The 19,624-nt window shown below is 48.9% G+C and carries 15 protein-coding genes and 1 pseudogene; 7 read left to right on the forward strand and 9 right to left on the reverse strand.

The genetic code is table 11. From position 1 onward, the window contains the following. Positions 1 to 63: 63 nt before the first annotated feature. The 4 genes from DW083_RS02020 to DW083_RS02035 form a co-directional block, all read right to left on the reverse strand. The gene (locus DW083_RS02020; RefSeq protein WP_122331278.1) at positions 64 to 1,062 is read right to left on the reverse strand and encodes a DUF4249 domain-containing protein; all 999 of its coding nucleotides are present in this window, start codon (positions 1,060 to 1,062) and stop codon (positions 64 to 66) included. 415 nt (positions 1,063 to 1,477) lie between these two features. Continuing rightward, positions 1,478 to 3,778 (reverse strand): carboxypeptidase-like regulatory domain-containing protein, encoded by a 2,301-nt coding sequence (locus tag DW083_RS02025; RefSeq protein ID WP_370038569.1) that lies wholly within the window; start codon positions 3,776 to 3,778, stop codon positions 1,478 to 1,480. Between the two features lie 3 nt (positions 3,779 to 3,781). Then, the gene (locus DW083_RS02030) at positions 3,782 to 4,660 is read right to left on the reverse strand and encodes a FecR family protein (RefSeq protein ID WP_122331258.1); all 879 of its coding nucleotides are present in this window, start codon (positions 4,658 to 4,660) and stop codon (positions 3,782 to 3,784) included. Positions 4,661 to 4,762: 102 nt separating this feature from the next. Then, positions 4,763 to 5,932: an ATP-binding protein gene (locus DW083_RS02035; protein WP_115500108.1), complete on the reverse strand. Its 1,170-nt coding sequence runs from the start codon at positions 5,930 to 5,932 to the stop codon at positions 4,763 to 4,765. A gap of 441 nt (positions 5,933 to 6,373) precedes the next feature. On the opposite strand from DW083_RS02035, the pseudogene trpB reads away from it, so the two are divergent. The 7 genes and pseudogenes from trpB (at position 6,374) to trpA (ending at position 12,824) form a co-directional block, all read left to right on the forward strand. Further along, a pseudogene (trpB, locus tag DW083_RS02045) lies at positions 6,374 to 7,560 on the forward strand (tryptophan synthase subunit beta). Positions 7,561 to 7,568: 8 nt separating this feature from the next. Beyond that, the gene (locus DW083_RS02050) at positions 7,569 to 8,972 is read left to right on the forward strand and encodes an anthranilate synthase component I family protein (RefSeq protein WP_122331259.1); all 1,404 of its coding nucleotides are present in this window, start codon (positions 7,569 to 7,571) and stop codon (positions 8,970 to 8,972) included. Between the two features lie 3 nt (positions 8,973 to 8,975). Continuing rightward, a complete protein-coding gene (locus DW083_RS02055) occupies positions 8,976 to 9,551 on the forward strand; it encodes an aminodeoxychorismate/anthranilate synthase component II (RefSeq protein ID WP_115500105.1) in 576 nt (191 codons plus the stop codon). A 31-nt stretch (positions 9,552 to 9,582) separates the two neighbouring features. After that, on the forward strand, positions 9,583 to 10,578 hold the full coding sequence (gene trpD, locus DW083_RS02060) for an anthranilate phosphoribosyltransferase (RefSeq protein ID WP_122331260.1): 996 nt from the start codon (positions 9,583 to 9,585) through the stop codon (positions 10,576 to 10,578). 2 nt (positions 10,579 to 10,580) lie between these two features. Continuing rightward, positions 10,581 to 11,390, forward strand: coding sequence for an indole-3-glycerol phosphate synthase TrpC (gene trpC, locus DW083_RS02065; RefSeq protein ID WP_122331261.1), 810 nt, complete (start codon positions 10,581 to 10,583; stop codon positions 11,388 to 11,390). Then, a complete protein-coding gene (locus DW083_RS02070; protein WP_122331262.1) occupies positions 11,387 to 12,046 on the forward strand; it encodes a phosphoribosylanthranilate isomerase in 660 nt (219 codons plus the stop codon). Before trpC ends, DW083_RS02070 begins: the two co-directional genes overlap by 4 nt. A 4-nt stretch (positions 12,047 to 12,050) precedes the next feature. Then, on the forward strand, positions 12,051 to 12,824 hold the full coding sequence (trpA, locus tag DW083_RS02075; RefSeq protein ID WP_122331279.1) for a tryptophan synthase subunit alpha: 774 nt from the start codon (positions 12,051 to 12,053) through the stop codon (positions 12,822 to 12,824). A gap of 75 nt (positions 12,825 to 12,899) precedes the next feature. On the opposite strand, the gene DW083_RS02080 is transcribed toward trpA, so the two are convergent. The 5 genes from DW083_RS02080 to DW083_RS02100 all read right to left on the reverse strand — a co-directional run bounded on the left by DW083_RS02080 (position 12,900) and on the right by DW083_RS02100 (position 19,622). Then, positions 12,900 to 15,230 (reverse strand): FtsX-like permease family protein, encoded by a 2,331-nt coding sequence (locus DW083_RS02080; RefSeq protein ID WP_122331263.1) that lies wholly within the window; start codon positions 15,228 to 15,230, stop codon positions 12,900 to 12,902. A gap of 25 nt (positions 15,231 to 15,255) precedes the next feature. Next, a complete protein-coding gene (locus DW083_RS02085) occupies positions 15,256 to 17,598 on the reverse strand; it encodes an ABC transporter permease (protein ID WP_122331264.1) in 2,343 nt (780 codons plus the stop codon). A 99-nt stretch (positions 17,599 to 17,697) separates the two neighbouring features. Beyond that, on the reverse strand, positions 17,698 to 18,378 hold the full coding sequence (locus DW083_RS02090; RefSeq protein WP_115500098.1) for an ABC transporter ATP-binding protein: 681 nt from the start codon (positions 18,376 to 18,378) through the stop codon (positions 17,698 to 17,700). 179 nt (positions 18,379 to 18,557) lie between these two features. Next, positions 18,558 to 19,028 carry a DUF5024 domain-containing protein gene (locus DW083_RS02095; RefSeq protein WP_122331265.1) on the reverse strand — a complete coding sequence of 157 codons (471 nt, stop codon included), beginning with the start codon at positions 19,026 to 19,028 and terminating at the stop codon, positions 18,558 to 18,560. 30 nt (positions 19,029 to 19,058) lie between these two features. Further along, positions 19,059 to 19,622, reverse strand: a complete 564-nt coding sequence (locus tag DW083_RS02100) for a hypothetical protein (RefSeq protein WP_122331266.1) — start codon at positions 19,620 to 19,622, stop codon at positions 19,059 to 19,061. Positions 19,623 to 19,624 lie beyond the last annotated feature (2 nt).

A 19,624-nucleotide genomic window follows, 5' to 3' on the forward strand; every position in this document is an offset into this window, starting at 1 on the left:
ATGTACAAAAAAGGGGTTGTTTATCATACGGTTTTTGAAGATAAAGTTATTACAAATGCTATTTTACCATAAAGGCGGACGGTCGAGTATCCGCAATGTCACCTGCTGTTCGGAAGAGGCTCCGACAAAGCCCAGGCCGCCCGAAACGTTTTGGGGGACGATGACCGGCTCCATGAACGTCTCGTTATAATCATCCGAGTCCAGACAGTTCATGGCACGCATATAGCGATACTGCGCTTCGGTTATGCATTGGATACGGACAACGACATCAAACCGGATATGCTTTTTATAGTCTTCACTGCCCCAATCGTGAAAATAAGGATAAGAGGTATAAACATTTAATGTGTAGGGACCATTCGTAAAGCGGCTATCGGTAAATATATTCCGGACATTCCGTATCGTCATATCGAGAATGCCGAACTCATCGTCATCCGCTGTCGTAAGATGACCGTCGGTGAGTACGATATCTTCCTGGTTGATAATGCCCGGTTCGGAAACAGACGGGCCATACGTCACTCCATCTTCCAAAGAAGTCCGATAGGTATTCTCCTGGATAATCAGGCGATAATAATTCTTCTCCCCCGGGCGGTCGTGAATGGCAATCCGGTATCGCATACAATCCTGCATGCCGTACAAACCTTTAAGTTGCGTATGCAAAGTATCTACCCGGATCATTTCTTCGATCGGCAGAGGGAACTCCACTTCGGCATTAGCCTGATATTCCCCGTCTTCGGCTGTCGCTTCGAGACGCACACGGTCACCCGGGCGGAACTGACTTTTCAGCGTACAAAGACCCCAATTCGAATAGGAGGTTACTTCGACCGTTTCCGTCTTTTCACCGTTGACATATACAATGACAGAACCATTCGTGACAGATGTAGTCGCATCTATATTGGGTTTTATCATAAACAATTTAACTTCATTTTCTTCTTTTCCGACTTCCAGAAAGGCGTTCATCAACAGTTGCGGTTCTTGCGGCCGTTCCTGATAGGGTAGCTCGTTCTCACAGGCGGAGAATAAAACCGACAGTACAATGAATAATATAGATAGATATTTTCCCATAATATATTCTTTACTCAAAATCTGAATGTATAGGTAACCGAAGGAACGCAAGGTAACAAAGTTTGCTTAATCAACCTCGTTTTCCGCTTCCAGATTGTCTCGGGATTTCCGTCCGGCCCGATATGCTGTTGTCCGATATATTCTTCTTCCTTATAGACAAGATTCGGGGTCATGGCATTATAGGCGTTATAGATCGAGATGTTCCAGGTTTGCGTACCCCGGCGTAGTTTCTTATGAAAATTGATGCTCAGGTTCAGCCTGTGGCTGACGGGAAGGCGATAGTTGTTGCGATGGGAAATGTAATCGATCAAATTGCCCCACTCCGTCCCGGTCTGCTTTTCGGCTACCGTAGCCGTCCCGCCGGTATTGAAGATCCAAGTGATACCGACATCAGTCTTCTTGCTGAACGCATGATTCAGACAGAAATTGATATTATGGCGGCGGTCGTATTTATACGGAAAGCGTTCACCGTTGTTGACCGTCCCGTCCTTGAACAGGCGGTCACTTTTAGCGATCGTGTATCCCAGCCACCCGGTCGTTTTGCCGATGGTTTTCTGTGCCAGTATTTCCAGTCCGAAAGAGCGGCCGCGTCCCATCTCGACCTTTTCCTGCCATCCGCCGGATGTCCCGAAAAAGGAGGCGCCATCCTGGTATTCCAATACGTTGTGCATATCCTTATAATAACCTCGAGCGAGAACTCCCAGCCTTTCAAACCGGTATAATATCCGCCGGCGGCATACTGGTAAGAGCGCATCGGACGGATATTCTTGGTGACAGGCACCCACAGGTCGGTCGGCAGGGCAATAGGCGAAGATGACAGCAAATGCACATATTGTTCCATCTGCGTAAAAGAGGCCTTTGCCGCAAAACCATGTTCAAAACGATAACGGGCCGAGAAGCGGGGCTGTGCCGAAAGATAACCTTTTCCCTCCGTATAGAACAGCGAAAGATGAACGCCGGCGTTCAGGCTCAGACGGTCGGAGACGTCGATATTGTCTTCGGCATAAAGCGCACATTCATGGCCGTGCAGGAAACTGTTCGACGAGTCGTTGTAGACCGTATCCTGTGCCGCCTGTCCGTTTTCATTCTCCCGTACACGGGAAGTCGTGATTTCGGGACGGAACGTATGAAAGAGGTAAGAGCCTCCGAACTTGATATGGTGGTTGGGGGCCGGCGTGTAATCGAAATCCGTCTGGAAACTCCAATCGTGTATGCCTGAACGGTAATCGGAGTTATAGACATACGACTCATTATAGTCTGACGTCACGTTGCCGTCTTCGTCCGCACCGGTAATCTCTTTCCGGTAGCTGTCGGCCATCACCATTTGGTAATGGTTGTAGGCTACAGTGGTATTGCTGAACAGTTTATTATTAAACACATAATTCCAACGTCCGGCTGCAATCGTATTTCCCCAGTTGAAATCGATCCGGCTGTTGTAGAAATACATGCGCGGGGCGCCGTCGTAGCCGTCGTATTCCTTGTCTTGCTTGTAGTCGTAATGATCTTTCCCTTTATAGAAACTAAGGAACAGGCGGCTGCGGTCGGAGAATTTATGGTTCACCTTGGCATTGATATCATAGAAATAGTAATTGTACTTCTTATCATCCGGCAGGAAAGGCCTTGCCACCAGGTCAAGATAAGTGCGCCGTCCGGTCAGGCAGAACGAAGTTTTGTCTTTTATGATCGGTCCTTCCAGATGCAGTTTGCTGGTCAGCAGTCCGACACTGACCGTTCCGTGGTAATTCTGCATATCGCCGTCGTTCGTCCGGATATCCACGATAGAAGACAAGCGTCCGCCGTAACGCGCCGGGAAAGAGCCTTTGAAAAGCGTTACCTTTTTCATAGCTTCGGGCGTAAAGATAGAGAAAACACCCAGCATATGGTCGGCATTATAGATGGGAATGCCATCCAGCAGGATCAGGTTCTGGTCCGGCCCGCCTCCACGCACATACAGTCCGCTGAAACCTTCCGTCCCTGCCTGTACGCCAGGCATCAGCTGGATTGTTTTCAGAATATCGGCTTCTCCTAAGATTGCAGGTGTATTCCGGATCTGCGTCATCGGGATTTCCAGCGCACTCATGGCTGTAGCATGAATACCCGTCTCCTTCTTGTCGGACAAGACGACCACTTCTGCCAACTGGTTGTTTGTTGCCAGCCGTACATTCATCAATGTATCACTTCCGAGAAAGAAGTGTTCATGCCTCGTCTCATATCCCAAATAAGAGAAGAAAAGTTCCGTTTCCCCTTCCGGCAAGGTGATACTGTAATATCCGAACGGGTTGGTGGTCGTTCCCACGCGCCGGCTGGATTCCAGGATATTAGCCCCGATTAATGTCTCGGACGACACGGCATCGGTCACATATCCGCTGATCGTATATTTCCGGGATTCCGGACGTTCGTGGAGCAGAATATGAGTACCGGATATTTTAAAGGTGACCGGCTCGTGCTCGAATGCTTTCTGCAGGATTTCCCCGACTGTTTGCTGCCGGAGATCGAGCGTGACAGGCTGTTTCAGTTGTATCTTTTCGCCATAAATAAAAGAAAAACCGGTGGCTTTTTCCAATTGGCTGACAAAGGTTTCCAGCGTCGCTTGCCGGATATGGAAGTCCAGACGCGCCGCCTTGTCCTGTGCGGCAAGCGGCGCGATCCGGAAGACTATCCATAATAGAAGAATAAACCGGGTAAACCGGCGGAGACAATATAGGTAATAATGCATAACTTAGTTAAGTTTAGAACGGATCAAGATCGTATCGTTTGTTTTTGTATAACTGAAATTACCGGCGGACTGAAGCAGATCGAGCATCTGGTCCAGACTTTCGCCTTCCGTAAAATGAGCCCTGATACGGAAATTCTTTATTGCTTCATCTGTAATCCTGATTTTTACTTGAAAGGCATTCGAAAGCTCCCGCACAATCTCCTGCAAAGGAAGGTAATCGAACCGGAAATGGCCGTCGCGCCAGTCGACCGAGATATCATTTTCTTCCGGTTTCATCTCCTGCAACGTCCGGCTTTCGCGGTTATAGACCGCACTTTCTCCCGGCGACAACACAATCCTGCTCCCTGTTTCCGGCACACTGACGGCAACGGAACCTTCCAGCAAAGTCGTTTTCACATCTGCATCCCCGGGATAGGCTTCCACATTAAAATGTGTCCCCAACACCTGCACATCGACAGGTTCCGCCTTTACTATAAACGGATGCCGGGCATCTTTCTCCACTTCAAAATAGGCTTCGCCTTGCAATCGGACTTCCCTCTTTTCCCCTTTAAAGCGGTCGGGATAGGTCAAAGATGAATAGCGGTTCAATGTCACTTTCGTCCGGTCCGGCAGCGTTACGACCGATATTCCCGCACCAGCCGAAGCGGTCTGCATAGACACCGGCCGCAGATGATCGTACCCGAACCAACCGCCCAGGCAAAGAAGCACCGAAGCCGCAACAGCCCCCGCCAACCGATAAAACCTGAACTTCCTTGCCGGAGGAGAAATACGTTTTTCCAACACCTTCCAGCTCTCCGAAGCGGAATAACGTCCCCGTGGCGAACGTGTCGAGGCGACAAGTTTATCCAGTGTCTTATCTATATGATCGTGTTCAGCTGCCATGCTTTCCCTTTTTATGATTGATTTCAAAGATAAAGACAGGGAAAGTGAGGATACTCACTATTGGGTTTGGCTAAAAGAATGTTAATAGTTTTTCAATCCAGACTAATAATTCAGTCCAAAACTCCAAAGAGGAATCGTATTACCATATCCTGCTTCAATATTATCTTTCACAATAAATCCTTCCTTCGCATCGGCTATTTGTTTTTGCCCCTTTCCTTTTCCTCCCACTTCAAAGGTCTTATCTCCGATCAAGAAATCAGCCAGCGGGGAAGAGATAACATCTTGTCTCACCCGCATTTGATTATAAAAGAAGGTTTCGCGGATATTTCCGATATTCGATTCACTCCTTCCCAATGCATAAATAAGGTTCGGGTTGTCCAAATAAATTTTTTCTACTTTGCCAAGGCTCCGGATTCCTCCCGTATCATCCCGCAATTGGGCAATCATACCTGCTCGTTCGATATAGAGTAGATAATCAGCTACATAATTACGGCTAATCCCTACCAAATCAGCCAGTTTCTGCATGACAGGCTTAAAAGGAACACTCCGTGCCACCACCACCAATAATTGCTTCAGTTTTCGTCCTGTAGATGTATTCATATTGGCATACTGCGGAATGTCTACTTCCATTGTCTGGTTAATCACCTGTTCCAGTTCCATATAAAAATCTACATCCCGGCTAAAAGGATAATAACCTTTCTGCAAATACTCGGCAAACAAAGGTAAAGGATGGTTCACTCCGGGAATCTCTGCTTTCAAATCCAATATTTCTTCAAGCGAATATACAGGCACCGATATGCCATGAAACAAATATAGATATTCACGGAACGAAAGTCCTTGCATCTCATAGATAGGTGCACGACGGCTCAGGTCAGCTATTCCCCGGTAAATATCCAAGATAGATGAACCTGTGAAAAGTATCTGCATATCCGGATAAGAGTCGTACAGCTGTTTCAACTCCCTCGACCAGTTCTCATATTTATGAATTTCATCGATAAAAAGATGTTTCCCTCCTTGTTTACTGAATTGATCAGCAAGGTCTATCAACGAGTGATCCGTGAAATATATATTATCGGCCGACACGTACAAGGTATCTTTCAATGACAAATTTCTTTTAATATACTGCAAAAACAAAGTTGTCTTTCCCACGCCGCGTGGTCCTACCAGCCCCAACATACGGTTCTGCCATTTGATCTCATCATACTTGTAACGGATAAAATCCGTTTGTACGCCCTTCAAAAGCTTATTAAAAGTCTCATATAATCTATCCATAACATTCCGTTTCCACAAAGATACAACAATTGCACTACAAAAGTGCAGAAAAGTCATAATTTATGCACTTTCATAGTGCAATCACCATATTGAGTCATCTTTGCACTCCATACAAAGCATATTCCGGGGTAAATATGCTTTGTATGGAGTGCAAGAATCGTACATATATCACTATTTTAATAAAAAATCTTCCAAATCATTTGCAGTTTGTCAGAGAATATCTATATTTGCTGCCGTAATAACAAAAAAAGAAATGAGAACTATTTTAGTAAATACATATTGGTGGTGGCACTCCGTACAACTCACAAGGTCGTAAGGAACCAGTCCTCATGTATATACTACCGAGATATAATAAAAGGTCTGTCGCACTTGCGGCAGGCCTTTTTTAGTTTAAGGCAATAAAGAAATCAAGAATAGAAAAATAATAAGTATAGAAGAACAATGAAGACGTATCAAGTTGATGAAAACGGTTATTATGGTGAGTTCGGCGGGGCATACATCCCCGAAATACTTCACCAATGTGTGGAAGACCTGCAAAAGAAGTATCTGGAAGTGCTGGAAAGCGACAGCTTCAAGCAGGAGTTTAACCAATTGCTCCGCGATTATGTGGGCCGCCCCTCTCCTCTTTACCTGGCCAAACGGCTAAGTGAGAAGTACGACTGCAAGATTTACCTGAAACGGGAAGACCTGAACCATACCGGCGCCCATAAGATCAATAACACGATCGGCCAGATCCTGCTGGCACGCCGGATGGGAAAAACACGCATCATCGCCGAGACCGGAGCCGGGCAGCACGGCGTTGCGACGGCTACCGTTTGTGCGCTGATGAACATGGAATGTATCGTTTACATGGGCAAGACGGATGTGGAACGCCAGCATGCTAACGTGCAGAAGATGGAGATGCTGGGGGCAACGGTTGTACCTGTCACTTCGGGTAATATGACGCTGAAAGACGCGACCAACGAGGCGATCCGCGACTGGTGCTGCCACCCTTCCGACACGTATTACATCATCGGTTCCACCGTCGGACCGCATCCTTATCCGGATATGGTGGCACGTCTGCAATCCGTGATCAGCGAAGAGATCAAAAAACAACTGCTGGAACAGGAAGGACGCGACTATCCCGATTATCTGATCGCCTGTGTCGGCGGGGGAAGCAATGCTGCCGGAACAATCTACCATTTTATCGACGACGAACGGGTAAAGATCGTCCTCGCCGAAGCCGGCGGCTTAGGAATCACGACCGGACAGAGTGCCGCCACGATCCAACTGGGTAAAAAGGGAATCATACACGGTGCCCGCACGCTGGTGATGCAGAGCGAAGACGGACAGATCGAAGAACCTTATTCCATTTCCGCCGGGCTGGATTATCCGGGTATCGGACCGATCCACGCAAACCTGTCGGAGACACACCGCGCAACGATCCTTGCCGTCAACGACGACGAAGCCTTGGAGGCAGCATTCGAACTGACAAGCATCGAAGGCATCATCCCGGCGTTGGAAAGCGCACATGCGCTGGGAGCACTCTCGAGGTCAACTTCAAACCGGAAGACGTCGTCGTACTGACCGTTTCGGGACGTGGGGACAAGGATATGGAAACATACATCAACTATAAGAACAAAAAGTAACTGGATATATGAATTATACATTCAAGACAATAAGCAAAAAGGTTCTCGGCGACCTTCACACGCCCGTCAGCATCTATCTGAAGGTGCGGGACATCTATCCGGAATCGGCCCTGCTGGAAAGCTCCGACTTCCACGGAAATGAAAACAGCCTTTCATACATCGCCCTCTGCCCGCTGGCAAGTATCGGTATCAATAATGGAGAATGCACGGCAACCTTCCCCGACGGAAAAAGCGAGGTCACACCGCTAACGGAACAGTTCAATGTGGCAGACGCCATGAACGCCTTCCTCGCCCGCTTCTCGATCAAAGGACAGGACAGGAAAGTATGCGGGCTGTTCGGATACACGGCTTTCGACGCGGTCCGCTACTTCGAGAACATCCCGGTGCTCGAAGCACACCACGAAGAGAACGACGCGCCCGATATGCTATACATACTATATAAGTATATCCTCGTGTTCAACCACTTCAAAAACGAACTGACGCTTGTCGAGCTGCTGCAACCGGGCGAAAACTCCAACCTGCAGGAGATCGAGACACTGATCGAAAACCGCAACTACGCTTCCTATAACTTCCAGGCTGCCGGTCCTGAAACATCGCCCATCACGGGAGAGGAATACAAGGCTATGGTTCGCGAAGGCATCCGCCACTGCCTCCGGGGAGACGTCTTTCAGATTGTCCTGAGCCGCCGCTTCGAACAACCGTTCAAGGGTGACGACTTCAAGGTTTACCGGGCGCTCCGCAGTGTGAATCCTTCCCCTTACCTCTTTTACTTCGACTTCGGAGGCTTCCGCATCTTCGGTTCCTCGCCCGAAACACACTGTAAAGTGGCAGACGGCCACGCCAGCATCGACCCGATCGCAGGGACTGCTTTCCGTACTGGCGACGTCGCATTAGACAAACAGCGCACCGAGGCCCTCCTTGCCGACCCGAAAGAGAATGCCGAGCACGTCATGCTGGTCGACTTGGCACGCAACGACCTGTCGCGCAACGCACATAACGTACAGGTGGACTTCTACAAAGAAGTACAGTACTACAGCCATGTGATTCACTTAGTCTCACGCGTCAGCGGGGAGATCGACCGAGACAGTAACCCGGTAAAGACCTATATCGACACCTTCCCCGCCGGCACACTGAGCGGAGCGCCGAAGGTACGCGCCATGCAGCTCATCACGGAGATAGAAAAGCACAACCGCGGAGCCTACGGCGGCTGCATCGGCTTTATCGGCTTCGACGGAGATTTGAACCAGGCGATCACGATCCGTACATTCGTCAGCCGCGGCAACGTCCTCTACTACCAGGCCGGAGCCGGCATTGTCGCCAAGAGCAACGACGAGAGGGAACTGCAAGAAGTGAACAACAAACTGGGCGCCTTGAAGAAGGCGATCGATCTGGCAACGAAATTAATTAATTGAAAGATGAAAGTATTACTATTTGATAATTATGATTCCTTTACCTACAACCTGTTACATATATTAAAGGAATTGGGAGCAGATGTAGAAGTACATCGCAACGATAAAATAACACTGGACGAAGTAGACCGTTTCGACAAGATCCTCCTGTCGCCCGGTCCGGGCATCCCGGAGGAGGCAGGCATCCTTCTGCCGCTTATCCGCCGCTACGCGCCGACCAAGAGTATATTAGGAGTATGTCTCGGAGAGCAAGCCATCGGCCAAGCCTTCGGAGCGACACTTATCAACCTGACGGATGTGCACCACGGGGTTTGTTCCGACATCCGTATCAAGGCGAAAGATCCGCTGTTTGCCGGACTGGAGCCCGGTTTCCGTGCCGGACGCTACCATTCGTGGGCTGTCTCCAAAGAGAACTTCCCCGACTGCTTGGAGATTACGGCGGAAGATATGGAGGAAGGGCAGATCATGGCACTCCGCCACCGCGAATACGATGTCCGCGGCATCCAGTTCCACCCGGAATCGGTGCTGACGCCGAAGGGGAAGACGATTATCCGGAACTGGGTCTTGGGAATTGAGAATTGAAAATTGAAAATTAAAAGTTAGACTATAAAAGATGAAAGATATATTATACAGGTTGTTCGAGCACCAGTATCTGGGACGGGACGAGGCGCGGACGATTCTTCAGAATATGGCGGAAGGCAAATATAACGACTCCCAGATTGCCAGCCTGATAACGGTCTATTTGATGCGTAACATCTCGGTGGAGGAACTGACGGGTTTCCGCGAAGCCCTGCTCGAGATGCGTGTCCCGGTCGACTTGTCGGAGTTCAAGCCGATCGATATCGTCGGGACGGGGGGCGACGGGAAGAATACGTTCAACATCAGTACGACCTCCTGCTTCGTCGTGGCCGGTGCCGGATACAATGTCGTGAAGCACGGAAACTACGGGGCGACTTCGGTCAGTGGCGCCAGCAATGTGATGGAACAGCATGGCGTGAAGTTCACCAACGACGTCGACCGGTTGCGCCGCTCGATGGAGGCCTGCCACATCGCCTACCTTCATGCGCCGCTGTTCAATCCGGCACTGAAGGCTGTTGCTCCTGTTCGGAAAAGCCTCGGCGTACGCAGTTTCTTCAATATGCTCGGTCCATTAGTCAATCCGGTGATGCCGGCCTACCAGTTGCTTGGGGTGTACAACTTGCCTTTGCTGAGGCTCTACAGCTACACCTATCAGGAAAGCGGAACACGTTTCGCTGTGGTGCACAGCCTCGACGGATACGATGAAATCTCGCTGACATCGGAGTTCAAGGTCGCTATGCCGGAAAAAGAAAAGCTCTACACACCGGAGATGTTAGGTTTCCAACGTGCCACGGAAGCCGAACTGGACGGCGGGGAAACAGTTGCCGATGCCGCCCGTATCTTCGATGACGTCCTGAATAACCGGGCAACTCCGGCACAAACCAACTGCGTGATCGCCAACTCGGCCTTCGCCATCCAAGTGATCTGCCCGGAGAAGAGAATCGCAGAATGCATTTCCGAAGCAAGGGAATCGCTGGAGAGCGGCAAGGCGTTGGATGTGTTCAACAGGTTTATCGAATTGAATAAATAATTATGAAAGATATATTACAAGATATCGTAGCCAATAAGCGTATCGAAGTAGAGCGGCAAAAACAGGCCGTCAAGCTGCAAACTCTGTTGGGACTGGGCGGCGAACGCCTTGAACGTCCTACCCGCTCCATGCGGGCAGCCCTTGCCGCTTCGCCGTCCGGTATTATTGCCGAGTTTAAGCGCAAAAGCCCTTCCAAAGGCTGGTTGCACCCCGATGCTGCTGTTGCCAGTGTGCTGCCCGCCTACGAAAAGGGAGGCGCCTCGGCCTGCTCCGTCCTGACCGATTCGAACTTCTTCGGAGGTTCGCTTGGTGACCTTTGTAAGGCTCGCAGCCTGGTAAACCTGCCTTTGCTCAGGAAAGACTTCATCATAGATGAATACCAGCTGTACCAGGCACGTGTGATGGGTGCCGACGCTGTCCTGCTGATCGCCGCCTGCCTCAGTCCGGAGCAATGCCTTGCTTTTGCGGAACTGGCCCATACCCTCAATATGGAGGTGCTGCTCGAGATACACAGCGAAGCGGAACTGGAGCACCTCAACGCCTCTGTCGATATGTTAGGAGTCAACAATCGTAACCTCGGGACTTTCCATACCGATGTCGAAAACTCCTTTCGCCTGGCAGAAGCGATGCAGACGGTTACGCGGGAGAAAAACCTCTCACCTCTGCTGGTTTCGGAAAGCGGCATTTCTGCGACAGACACCGTCGCAAATCTTCGCAAAGCCGGATTCCGGGGCTTCCTGATCGGCGAAACGTTTATGAAGACAGAACAACCGGGCGAAACCCTCGCCCAATTCATAGGAGGGCTGTCATGATCATCAAAGTATGCGGTATGCGCAATCCGGAAAACATCCGGGAGGTCGAAGGGCTGGGGATTGACTGGATGGGACTGATATTTTTCGCGGGAAGCCCGCGAAAAATAATGGACAATGGACAATGGATAATGGACAATTGCGACAAGCGGTATTCTAATTGTCAATTGTCAATTGTCAATTGTCAATTAAAAAGGGTCGGTGTTTTTGTCAACGCTTCTTTTGAAGAGTTGACAGAAACAGCGGCACTTTTCAAGCTCGATTATCTGCAATTGCATGGGAACGAGACGCCGGAGGACTGCCATACCCTCCAAAAGCGCGGCTATTCGCTGATCAAAGCGTTCTCCGTTGCTACGGCGGACGACTTGGAACGGACTTCAGCCTACGAAAGGCGTGTCGATTATTTCCTCTTCGATACCAAATGCGACAACTATGGCGGTTCCGGTAAACAGTTCGACTGGTCTGTCCTCGAAGCCTACCACGGAGAAACGCCTTTTCTGCTGAGCGGCGGGCTCCGTCCGGAAAGCGCCGAAACGATCCGCCATTTTCATCATCCCCGCCTGGCCGGAATCGACCTGAACAGCGGATTCGAGATCGAACCGGGGCTGAAGGACGTAGAAAAATTAAAACGATTTATCCATGATATTAAACAAGCATAAAGATATGAACCGTATCACAAACTTATTCAACACAAAAAAGGACGGAATCCTTTCCGTCTACTTCACGGCCGGTTATCCTGCACTGGACGACACGACGAAGATATTAAAAGAGTTACAAGCAAAAGGTATCGATATGGTTGAAGTAGGCATCCCCTTCTCCGACCCGATGGCGGACGGACCTGTCATCCAGGAGGCTGCTACGCAAGCGCTCCATAACGGGATGTCGCTGCGCCTTTTGTTCGACCAGCTAAAAGATATCCGCAGGGATGTACATATTCCGATCATCCTGATGGGTTATCTGAATCCGATCATGCAATTCGGTTTCGAAGCATTTTGCCGGAAATGTGTGGAAACCGGCGTAGACGGGATGATTATCCCCGATCTGCCTTTCGCAGATTATATGGCGGACTACAAAGCCATCGCAGAACGTTATGAACTAAAAATGATCATGCTGATCACCCCGGAAACTTCCGAAGAACGCATCCGTCTGATCGACGAACATACCGATGGTTTCATCTATATGGTATCGAGTGCCGCCACCACCGGAGCACAACAGAGCTTCAACGAACAGAAGCAGGCCTATTTCCGCCGTATCAATGGAATGGACTTGCAAAACCCGCGCCTCGTCGGTTTCGGTATTTCGAACAAAGCTACCTTCGATGCAGCCGCTGCAAACTCATCCGGTGCCATTATCGGCAGCAAATTCATCCAATTATTAAAGAGTGAACCGACACCTGCCGAAGCAGTCGACAAATTGTTGGAGGCATTAAAAAAATAACAAGACGACAATCGGGAAGCAAACGTCGCATATCGGGAATTATCCCCTACAGACGTTTGCTTCCTTCTATCTATATCAATTATCCTTCACACTCTCGATCGGATTCGCATTTGCCGCACGCCAACTCTGGAAAAAGACCGAGAAGAAAGAAATCAGCAGACAGAACAGACCTGCCGCAATGAATATAAGCGGGTTCAGAGAGATGCGGTAGGAATAGTCTGCCAACCAATGATTCATAAAGTACCAACTGACCGGTGTGGCAATCACAAACGCAATCCCGACATACATCAGGAACGTACCCACCAGGCGGTTTAAAATCGACCGGTTGTCCGAACCGAACACCTTGCGTATTGCCACCTCTTGTGCACGCTGCTGAATAAAATAGGTCGACATCGCCAACAACCCCAACAACGAAATCAGGATCGCGATACAGGCAAAGATCACCACGATCTTAGTCAGACGAATCTGCGTCTCAAAATGGCTCTGTATGTCCTGGTCGATGAACTCGCCCTCGAAGCTGACACCCGAAACCTCCTCGAAGACCTTGCGGACCTCGGCAAAAGCCTTCACCGGATCGCCCTGCACTTCGATCACGTAGCTCCACGGCCACCAATCGGAATGATGCCGGTTGAAGCGCAACATCAACGGAGAGTTCTCCCGCGAGATGTCCCACAAATGGAAGTCCTTGATTACACCCAGGATCGGTGTCTCCCGATCATACATCTTGAACGTGGCGGCATCTTCCGGCAGGTCCATCTGTTTAAACGCCAGTTCGTTCAGGAACCAGCCCCCGTCGGAATTTGCCACATGGTTGTCTGTTTTAATCTCCAAACCGAAGATCCGGAAAGCGGCGCTGTCGACTTGCATCTGCTGGAAACTAAGCGATTTACCCTCGTAATCGCCGCTCATGTTGTTCGTCCCGCCGGAAGGCGTCCCGTTCGTGTAGCCGACGGCCTTGACGTAGGGGATCTGGCTGAGCATGTCTTCCGCCTTCTCCATCTCGCTTCTCGAGCGGAAAACGTTATTCGTCTGGATAATATTCTCCGTGTTATACCCCAACGGTGCATGAATCAAATGGTTGATCTGAAGATACATTGTCAGCGATGCAGCAATCATAACGATAGTGATAATATTCTGGAATGTAATGAAAAACTTACTGAATACCATCTTCGTCTGCCGACGGAACGTGCCGCGAACCACATCGATCGGCTTAGCTGACGAGACCAGAATGGCAGGTAGCAACCCGGACAGGAAACCAGTCAGCAGGATGAAGCCCACAATCGCCCCACCCCAAAGCGGCGTCCACAGCACGTCGAGCGTCAGGCGCACCTGCAACAGATCGTTCGCAAACGGCAAAGCCGCAATCGCCAACAGCAGACCGATCACAAACGAGACGACCGTCAGAAGTGTCGCCTCCATCATCAGCCGAGTAAAAAGATCGCTCCGTAGCGATCCCAGCAGGCGGCGCGTAGCCATCTCACGGGCACGCTGGCTGGCCTGCGCAACCGTCAGGTTGATATAGTTGATAATGGCAAAGATCAGGATCAGGATACCGACAGACATAAGGACGAGCGAGAAACTGCGGTCGCCACTGTTCATATTCGAGTATTTCCACTTGCCGAAATAGATCTCGGGAATCGAAACGATATAGAGGTCTTTTGCAAATCCTCTCTCATAGAGCCAGAAACGTTCCTTCAGGAACTCCAGGATGTCATCGGTCTGCGCCTTCAGGTCGGCACCGGGTTTAAGCTGGATGAAACCGACAGCCGAGCCGGCGTTATTGGCACTGGTCTTCGTCAATCCGCTGTTGAACTCGGCTATACGCTCGATACGTAACAAAACATCGGCATAGGGAATGACGGAACGGTTGATATCCTCCATGACACCGGTCACAGTGACGCTGGTCGAATCGCTGATCCGAAGGCTTTTACCGACAGGATTCTCGCCTGGGAAAGCTTTGTTGGCAAAACTCTCGGAGACAACCGCATCGTAGGCGCTTTTCATAACTTCCTCGCGATTGCCGTCCAGGACCTTAAAGGAAAACATACTGAAAAAGGTGGAGTCGGCATAGACCACATCCGCCTTATATTTCTTTTCACCGTAAAAGACCTGCATCCCTTTTCCCTGATCGGTGATGACGGGGCATACCTGTTCAATTTCGGGGTAGCGCTCCTCCAGCCAGTAAGGAACAGGAACACCCGTACCCAGGAAGTTCTCGTTTCCGATCGCATAGATGCGGTCATAATTAACTTGTTGTTTGTCTATATTCAGCTCCCGTTCCACATACACGGCAATCAGGATCACAAACATCAACGATACCGAGAGTCCGAAGACGTCGATCGCCGTATATGCTTTATTCTTACTTAGAAACTTCAGAAAAGACTTGATATTTACTATATTATTCATGTCTTAGAATTATGGATCATAATACTCAACTAACCTTCACACTCTCTACCGGATTCGCATTCGCCGCCTGCCAGCTTTGGTAGAAGACCGCGAAGAAAGATATCAGCAGGCAAAACAAACCGGCCACAAGGAAGATAAGCGGACTAAGCGTGATACGGTAAGAATAGTCCGCAATCCATTTATCCATGATATACCAGCTTATCGGCGCAGCAATCACAAACGCAATCACCACATACATCAGGAACGTTCCTACCAGACGGTTCAAGATCGCCCGGTTATCAGACCCGAAGACCTTGCGGACAGCAACCTCCTGCGAACGCTGCTGGATGAAATAGGTCGACATCGCCAACAATCCCAACATCGAAATCAGAATTGCAACGCAGGCGAAGAGCAACACAATCTTGACTAAACGTATCTGCGAATCGAACGAACCCTCGATCTTCTGTTCGAGATAATTCCCCTCGAAATCAACTTTCGTCACATCTTCAAAAATCTCGCGCACGGCAGAATAAGTCGTCATGGGCTCTCCGTCCACCTCGATCAGAACATTCCAGGGATGGCTGTCCGGCTTGCTGAAATCACGAAAGCGCAGCATGACTGGCGCACTTTCCATATTGATATTCCGCAGGTGGAAATCTTTCAACACACCTAATATCTGAGCCGGTTCGTCATCCTTCAGCCCGAAATATTCCGCATTTTCCGGCAACTCCATATCCCGGAAAGCGCGTTCCGTCAGATACCAACTCCAAGGCTTGGACGAAGCGACCTGATTATCATGTTTAATCTGGAGCCCCAATATCTTAAAAGCCGCACTATCGAGTGTCATTTGCTGAAAACTAAGCGATTTCCCTTCAAACACCCCAGTCAGGTTGTTCGTCCCGCTGAACGGAGTCCCATTAGAAAAACCCACAGCCTTAACATGAGGCAATTCCCGGATACGGTCGATCGCTGCGGCCTTTTCGCTATCCGAACGTAAAGTATTCGCCACGACCAATATATTGGAAGTATTATAGCCTAACGGCGCGACGATCATATGATAAATCTGCAATCCCATCACCAAGGCTGCGGACAGCGTAGCGATCGTAATCGTATTCTGGAAAGTGATGAAGACTTTACTGAACACCATCTTCGTCTGCCTGCGGAATGTACCGCGTACCACGTCGATCGGCTTCGAAGCCGAAATCAGCATAGCAGGCAAGAACCCCGACAACACTCCGATCAGCAGGATAAGCCCTGCCGCCATACCGATCCAGGCAGGCGTACAAGCATCAACCAGATAGATCTTCGTATCCAGCAATTCATTCACATAAGGCACCGCTGCCACAGCTAACAGCAACCCGATGATAAACGAAAACAACGTCAGCATCGTCGACTCGATCATCAGCCGTATGAACAGTTCCGTGCGCGATGACCCCAGCAGGCGGCGGGTAGCCATCTCACGGGCACGCTGCCCGGCCTGCGCCACAGTCAGGTTGATATAATTGAATACGGCAAAGATCAAGATCAGGATGCCGACAGACATCAACACTAACACGAAATTGCGGTCGCCGGTCTGGAGCACCGACCATTCGTATGAAGAAAAATAGATATCGTTGAAAGGAATAACCCTCACCTCTTTCCACACATCGATCGTATAAGGCCAGAAAGATTCTTTCAGGAAATCATAGATATCGGAAGTCCTCGAAGCCAAATCCGCCCCCTTATGAAGCATTAAGAAACCGGCTGTAGAACCGGCATTGCCTTCATTCGTCAGCGATAAACCTCCGTTAAATTCTTTCGCACGTTCCAAACGCGCCAGTATGTCGCAAGAAGGGAGCACCGATCTGCGTATGTCTTCCATTACTCCGCTCACGATTACCGTTGTCGAGTCGCTGATCCGGAAACTTTTACCTACCGGTTCTTCACCACCGAACATCTTCCGGGCAAAAGTCTCGGAGAGAACCACGCTATAGGGATCTTCCAATGCCAGTTCACGATTTCCTTTCAAGAGTTTGAAAGAGAAGAAATCAAAGAAGGTGGAGTCGGTACACATCATATCCACTTGCAACATATTATCGCCATACAGGGCTAATATATTGCTGAAGTTACCCGGAACAACAACCGGGCAAACCTTCTCGATCTCCGGAAACTGTTCCTTCAAGCGGTAAGGGACAGGGATAGCCGTTCCCAAGCCTTTCTCATTCCCAATCACGCAAATCCGGTCACCATTCTCCTGGAAACGGTCCGTCGCCAATTCTTGATACGTATATACCGTAATCAGGATCACAAACATCAGCGACACCGAAAGCCCGAAGACATCGATTGCCGTATATCCCATATTCCGACTCAGGAACTTCAGAAAAGACTTAAAATTCAGTATATTATTCATGCGTACTCCTCCTTTTTAAAAATATATCCGACTTTCACAAGCCGGATATATCTGCAACAAAACAATTTGAATGTGTCTATGTGTTATTCTTGCAAAACATTAAATGAATTCACTTACCGACGAAACGATGCTACCGTCGAAGAGGTTAACCACACGGTGTGCAAAGCTCGCGTCGTGTTTGGAGTGCGTTACCATAACAATGGTAGTGCCTTCCTTGTTCAATTCGGTCAGGAGTTGCATCACTTCTGCACCGTTCTTGGAATCCAGATTACCGGTCGGCTCATCGGCGAGGATGATCTTCGGATTGGAAACGACGGCACGTGCGATAGCTACACGTTGTTGCTGACCTCCGGAGAGCTGCTGCGGGAAGTGGCTGGCACGATGGCTGATGTTCATCCTTTTCAGGATATCGTTTACCATTTGCTTGCGCTCACTGGCTTTGACCTTCAGATAGGTCAGCGGCAACTCTACGTTTTCAAATACATTCAGCTCATCGATCAGGTTAAAACTCTGGAACACGAAACCGATATTCCCTTTACGCACTTGGGTACGTTCTTTTTCCTTCAGGTGCCCGACTTCTTTATCTGCCAGGTAATAATCACCCGATGTCGGGTTATCCAACAACCCTAAGATATTCAGCAACGTTGACTTACCGCAACCGGAAGGTCCCATGATTGCGACAAACTCACCATCTTTCACTTCCATCGACACGCCGTTCAATGCGATTGTTTCTACTTCCTCAGTGCGGAAAAACTTACTTAATCCTTCAATTTTAATCATGACTGTATCTGTTTTTATTGTTATTACATCTTCTTGCCTAATTATAGGCAAACAGCGTGCCAAAGTACATAAATTATTTATTTACAGCGCTATAAAGAATTTGATATTTTTCGAAAGTGTCTAATTTTTTGACAGTAGTGTAAAGATATTAGACACTTTGAACAAAAATGGCTCGAGGTTTATCCCCATTCGCTTTCTTCCTTGAACTCGAAACGTTCGATCTTTGTGACCCGGATATTCCCGTTCCTGAGCAGATACTCATTATCCTTATATCCGGGTTTGAGATTAAGATCATCCAACGAATAGGATATGTCGCTGGTTCCGGAAGAAAAACGGTAAAAAGAGGGCAGCACTCTTCCGTTCTGTTTCGATTCGATCACCTTGTAAGCCGCTTCTTTATCCTTCTGGAAAGCGTTTATAAATTCATCCAGCAACTTCGGGTTATCTTTTGTCGAAAAAGTGATCGTGATCACTTCCTTCACGGGTTTCTTTGTCTTCCGATCTTTGTCGTAGATCACTTCCACGTTCACTTTATCCTTCGACTCGCACTTCTTCATCAGCGCATTCAAATTCGTCTGTGCCAATAAATCGCCGGCCCAGCTCCCCGCCATCAGCAGGACAACTGTTAAAATAAGATTTCTTGTTTTCATACTTTCTATTATTATATGGTTATTAAATGCTCATTTATCTTTATATCTCTCTTCCAACATCTCTATGTCGGATTCGATTTGTTTCGCCTCTTGTTCTTTCATTTTTATATCATACAGGGTTTGCCGGTGCTGTTGTACGGGTTGCAATGCCATCCGTTCCTTCTCATAATGTGATTTCTCGGCTTGCCGGATCATCTTGTCCAAATCCTTGGCTACATTCTCCGGTATTTCCGTTTTTACACCGTTGCGGATGATGTAGCTTCCGGCGTACGGATTAAAATCATCTTCCTGCTTACGATCCTCTTTGTTCAAAAATAAGAACAACAACAAAGAAGCGGCCACAGCGGTACCTATCCATAACCACTTTTTGTAAAAAGGGACTTTACGAACCTGTTTCGGGGAGTTCTCCTCCTCCACTTCACGAGCGATTCCGGTTTCAAAATAACCGAACACAGGTTTGTAGGGCTTCAAATGTTCCGGCAAATCCGGACGTGCGAAGAAGGCATATAGCTCCTGCTCTTCGACATTGGACGTTTCCCCTTCGAAGAAACGCTCCAACAGATTTTCAATATATGTATATTCGTCTGATTTCATCC

The organism is Parabacteroides sp. AF48-14, assembly GCF_003477465.1.
Classification (GTDB): Bacteria; Bacteroidota; Bacteroidia; order Bacteroidales; family Tannerellaceae; genus Parabacteroides; species Parabacteroides acidifaciens.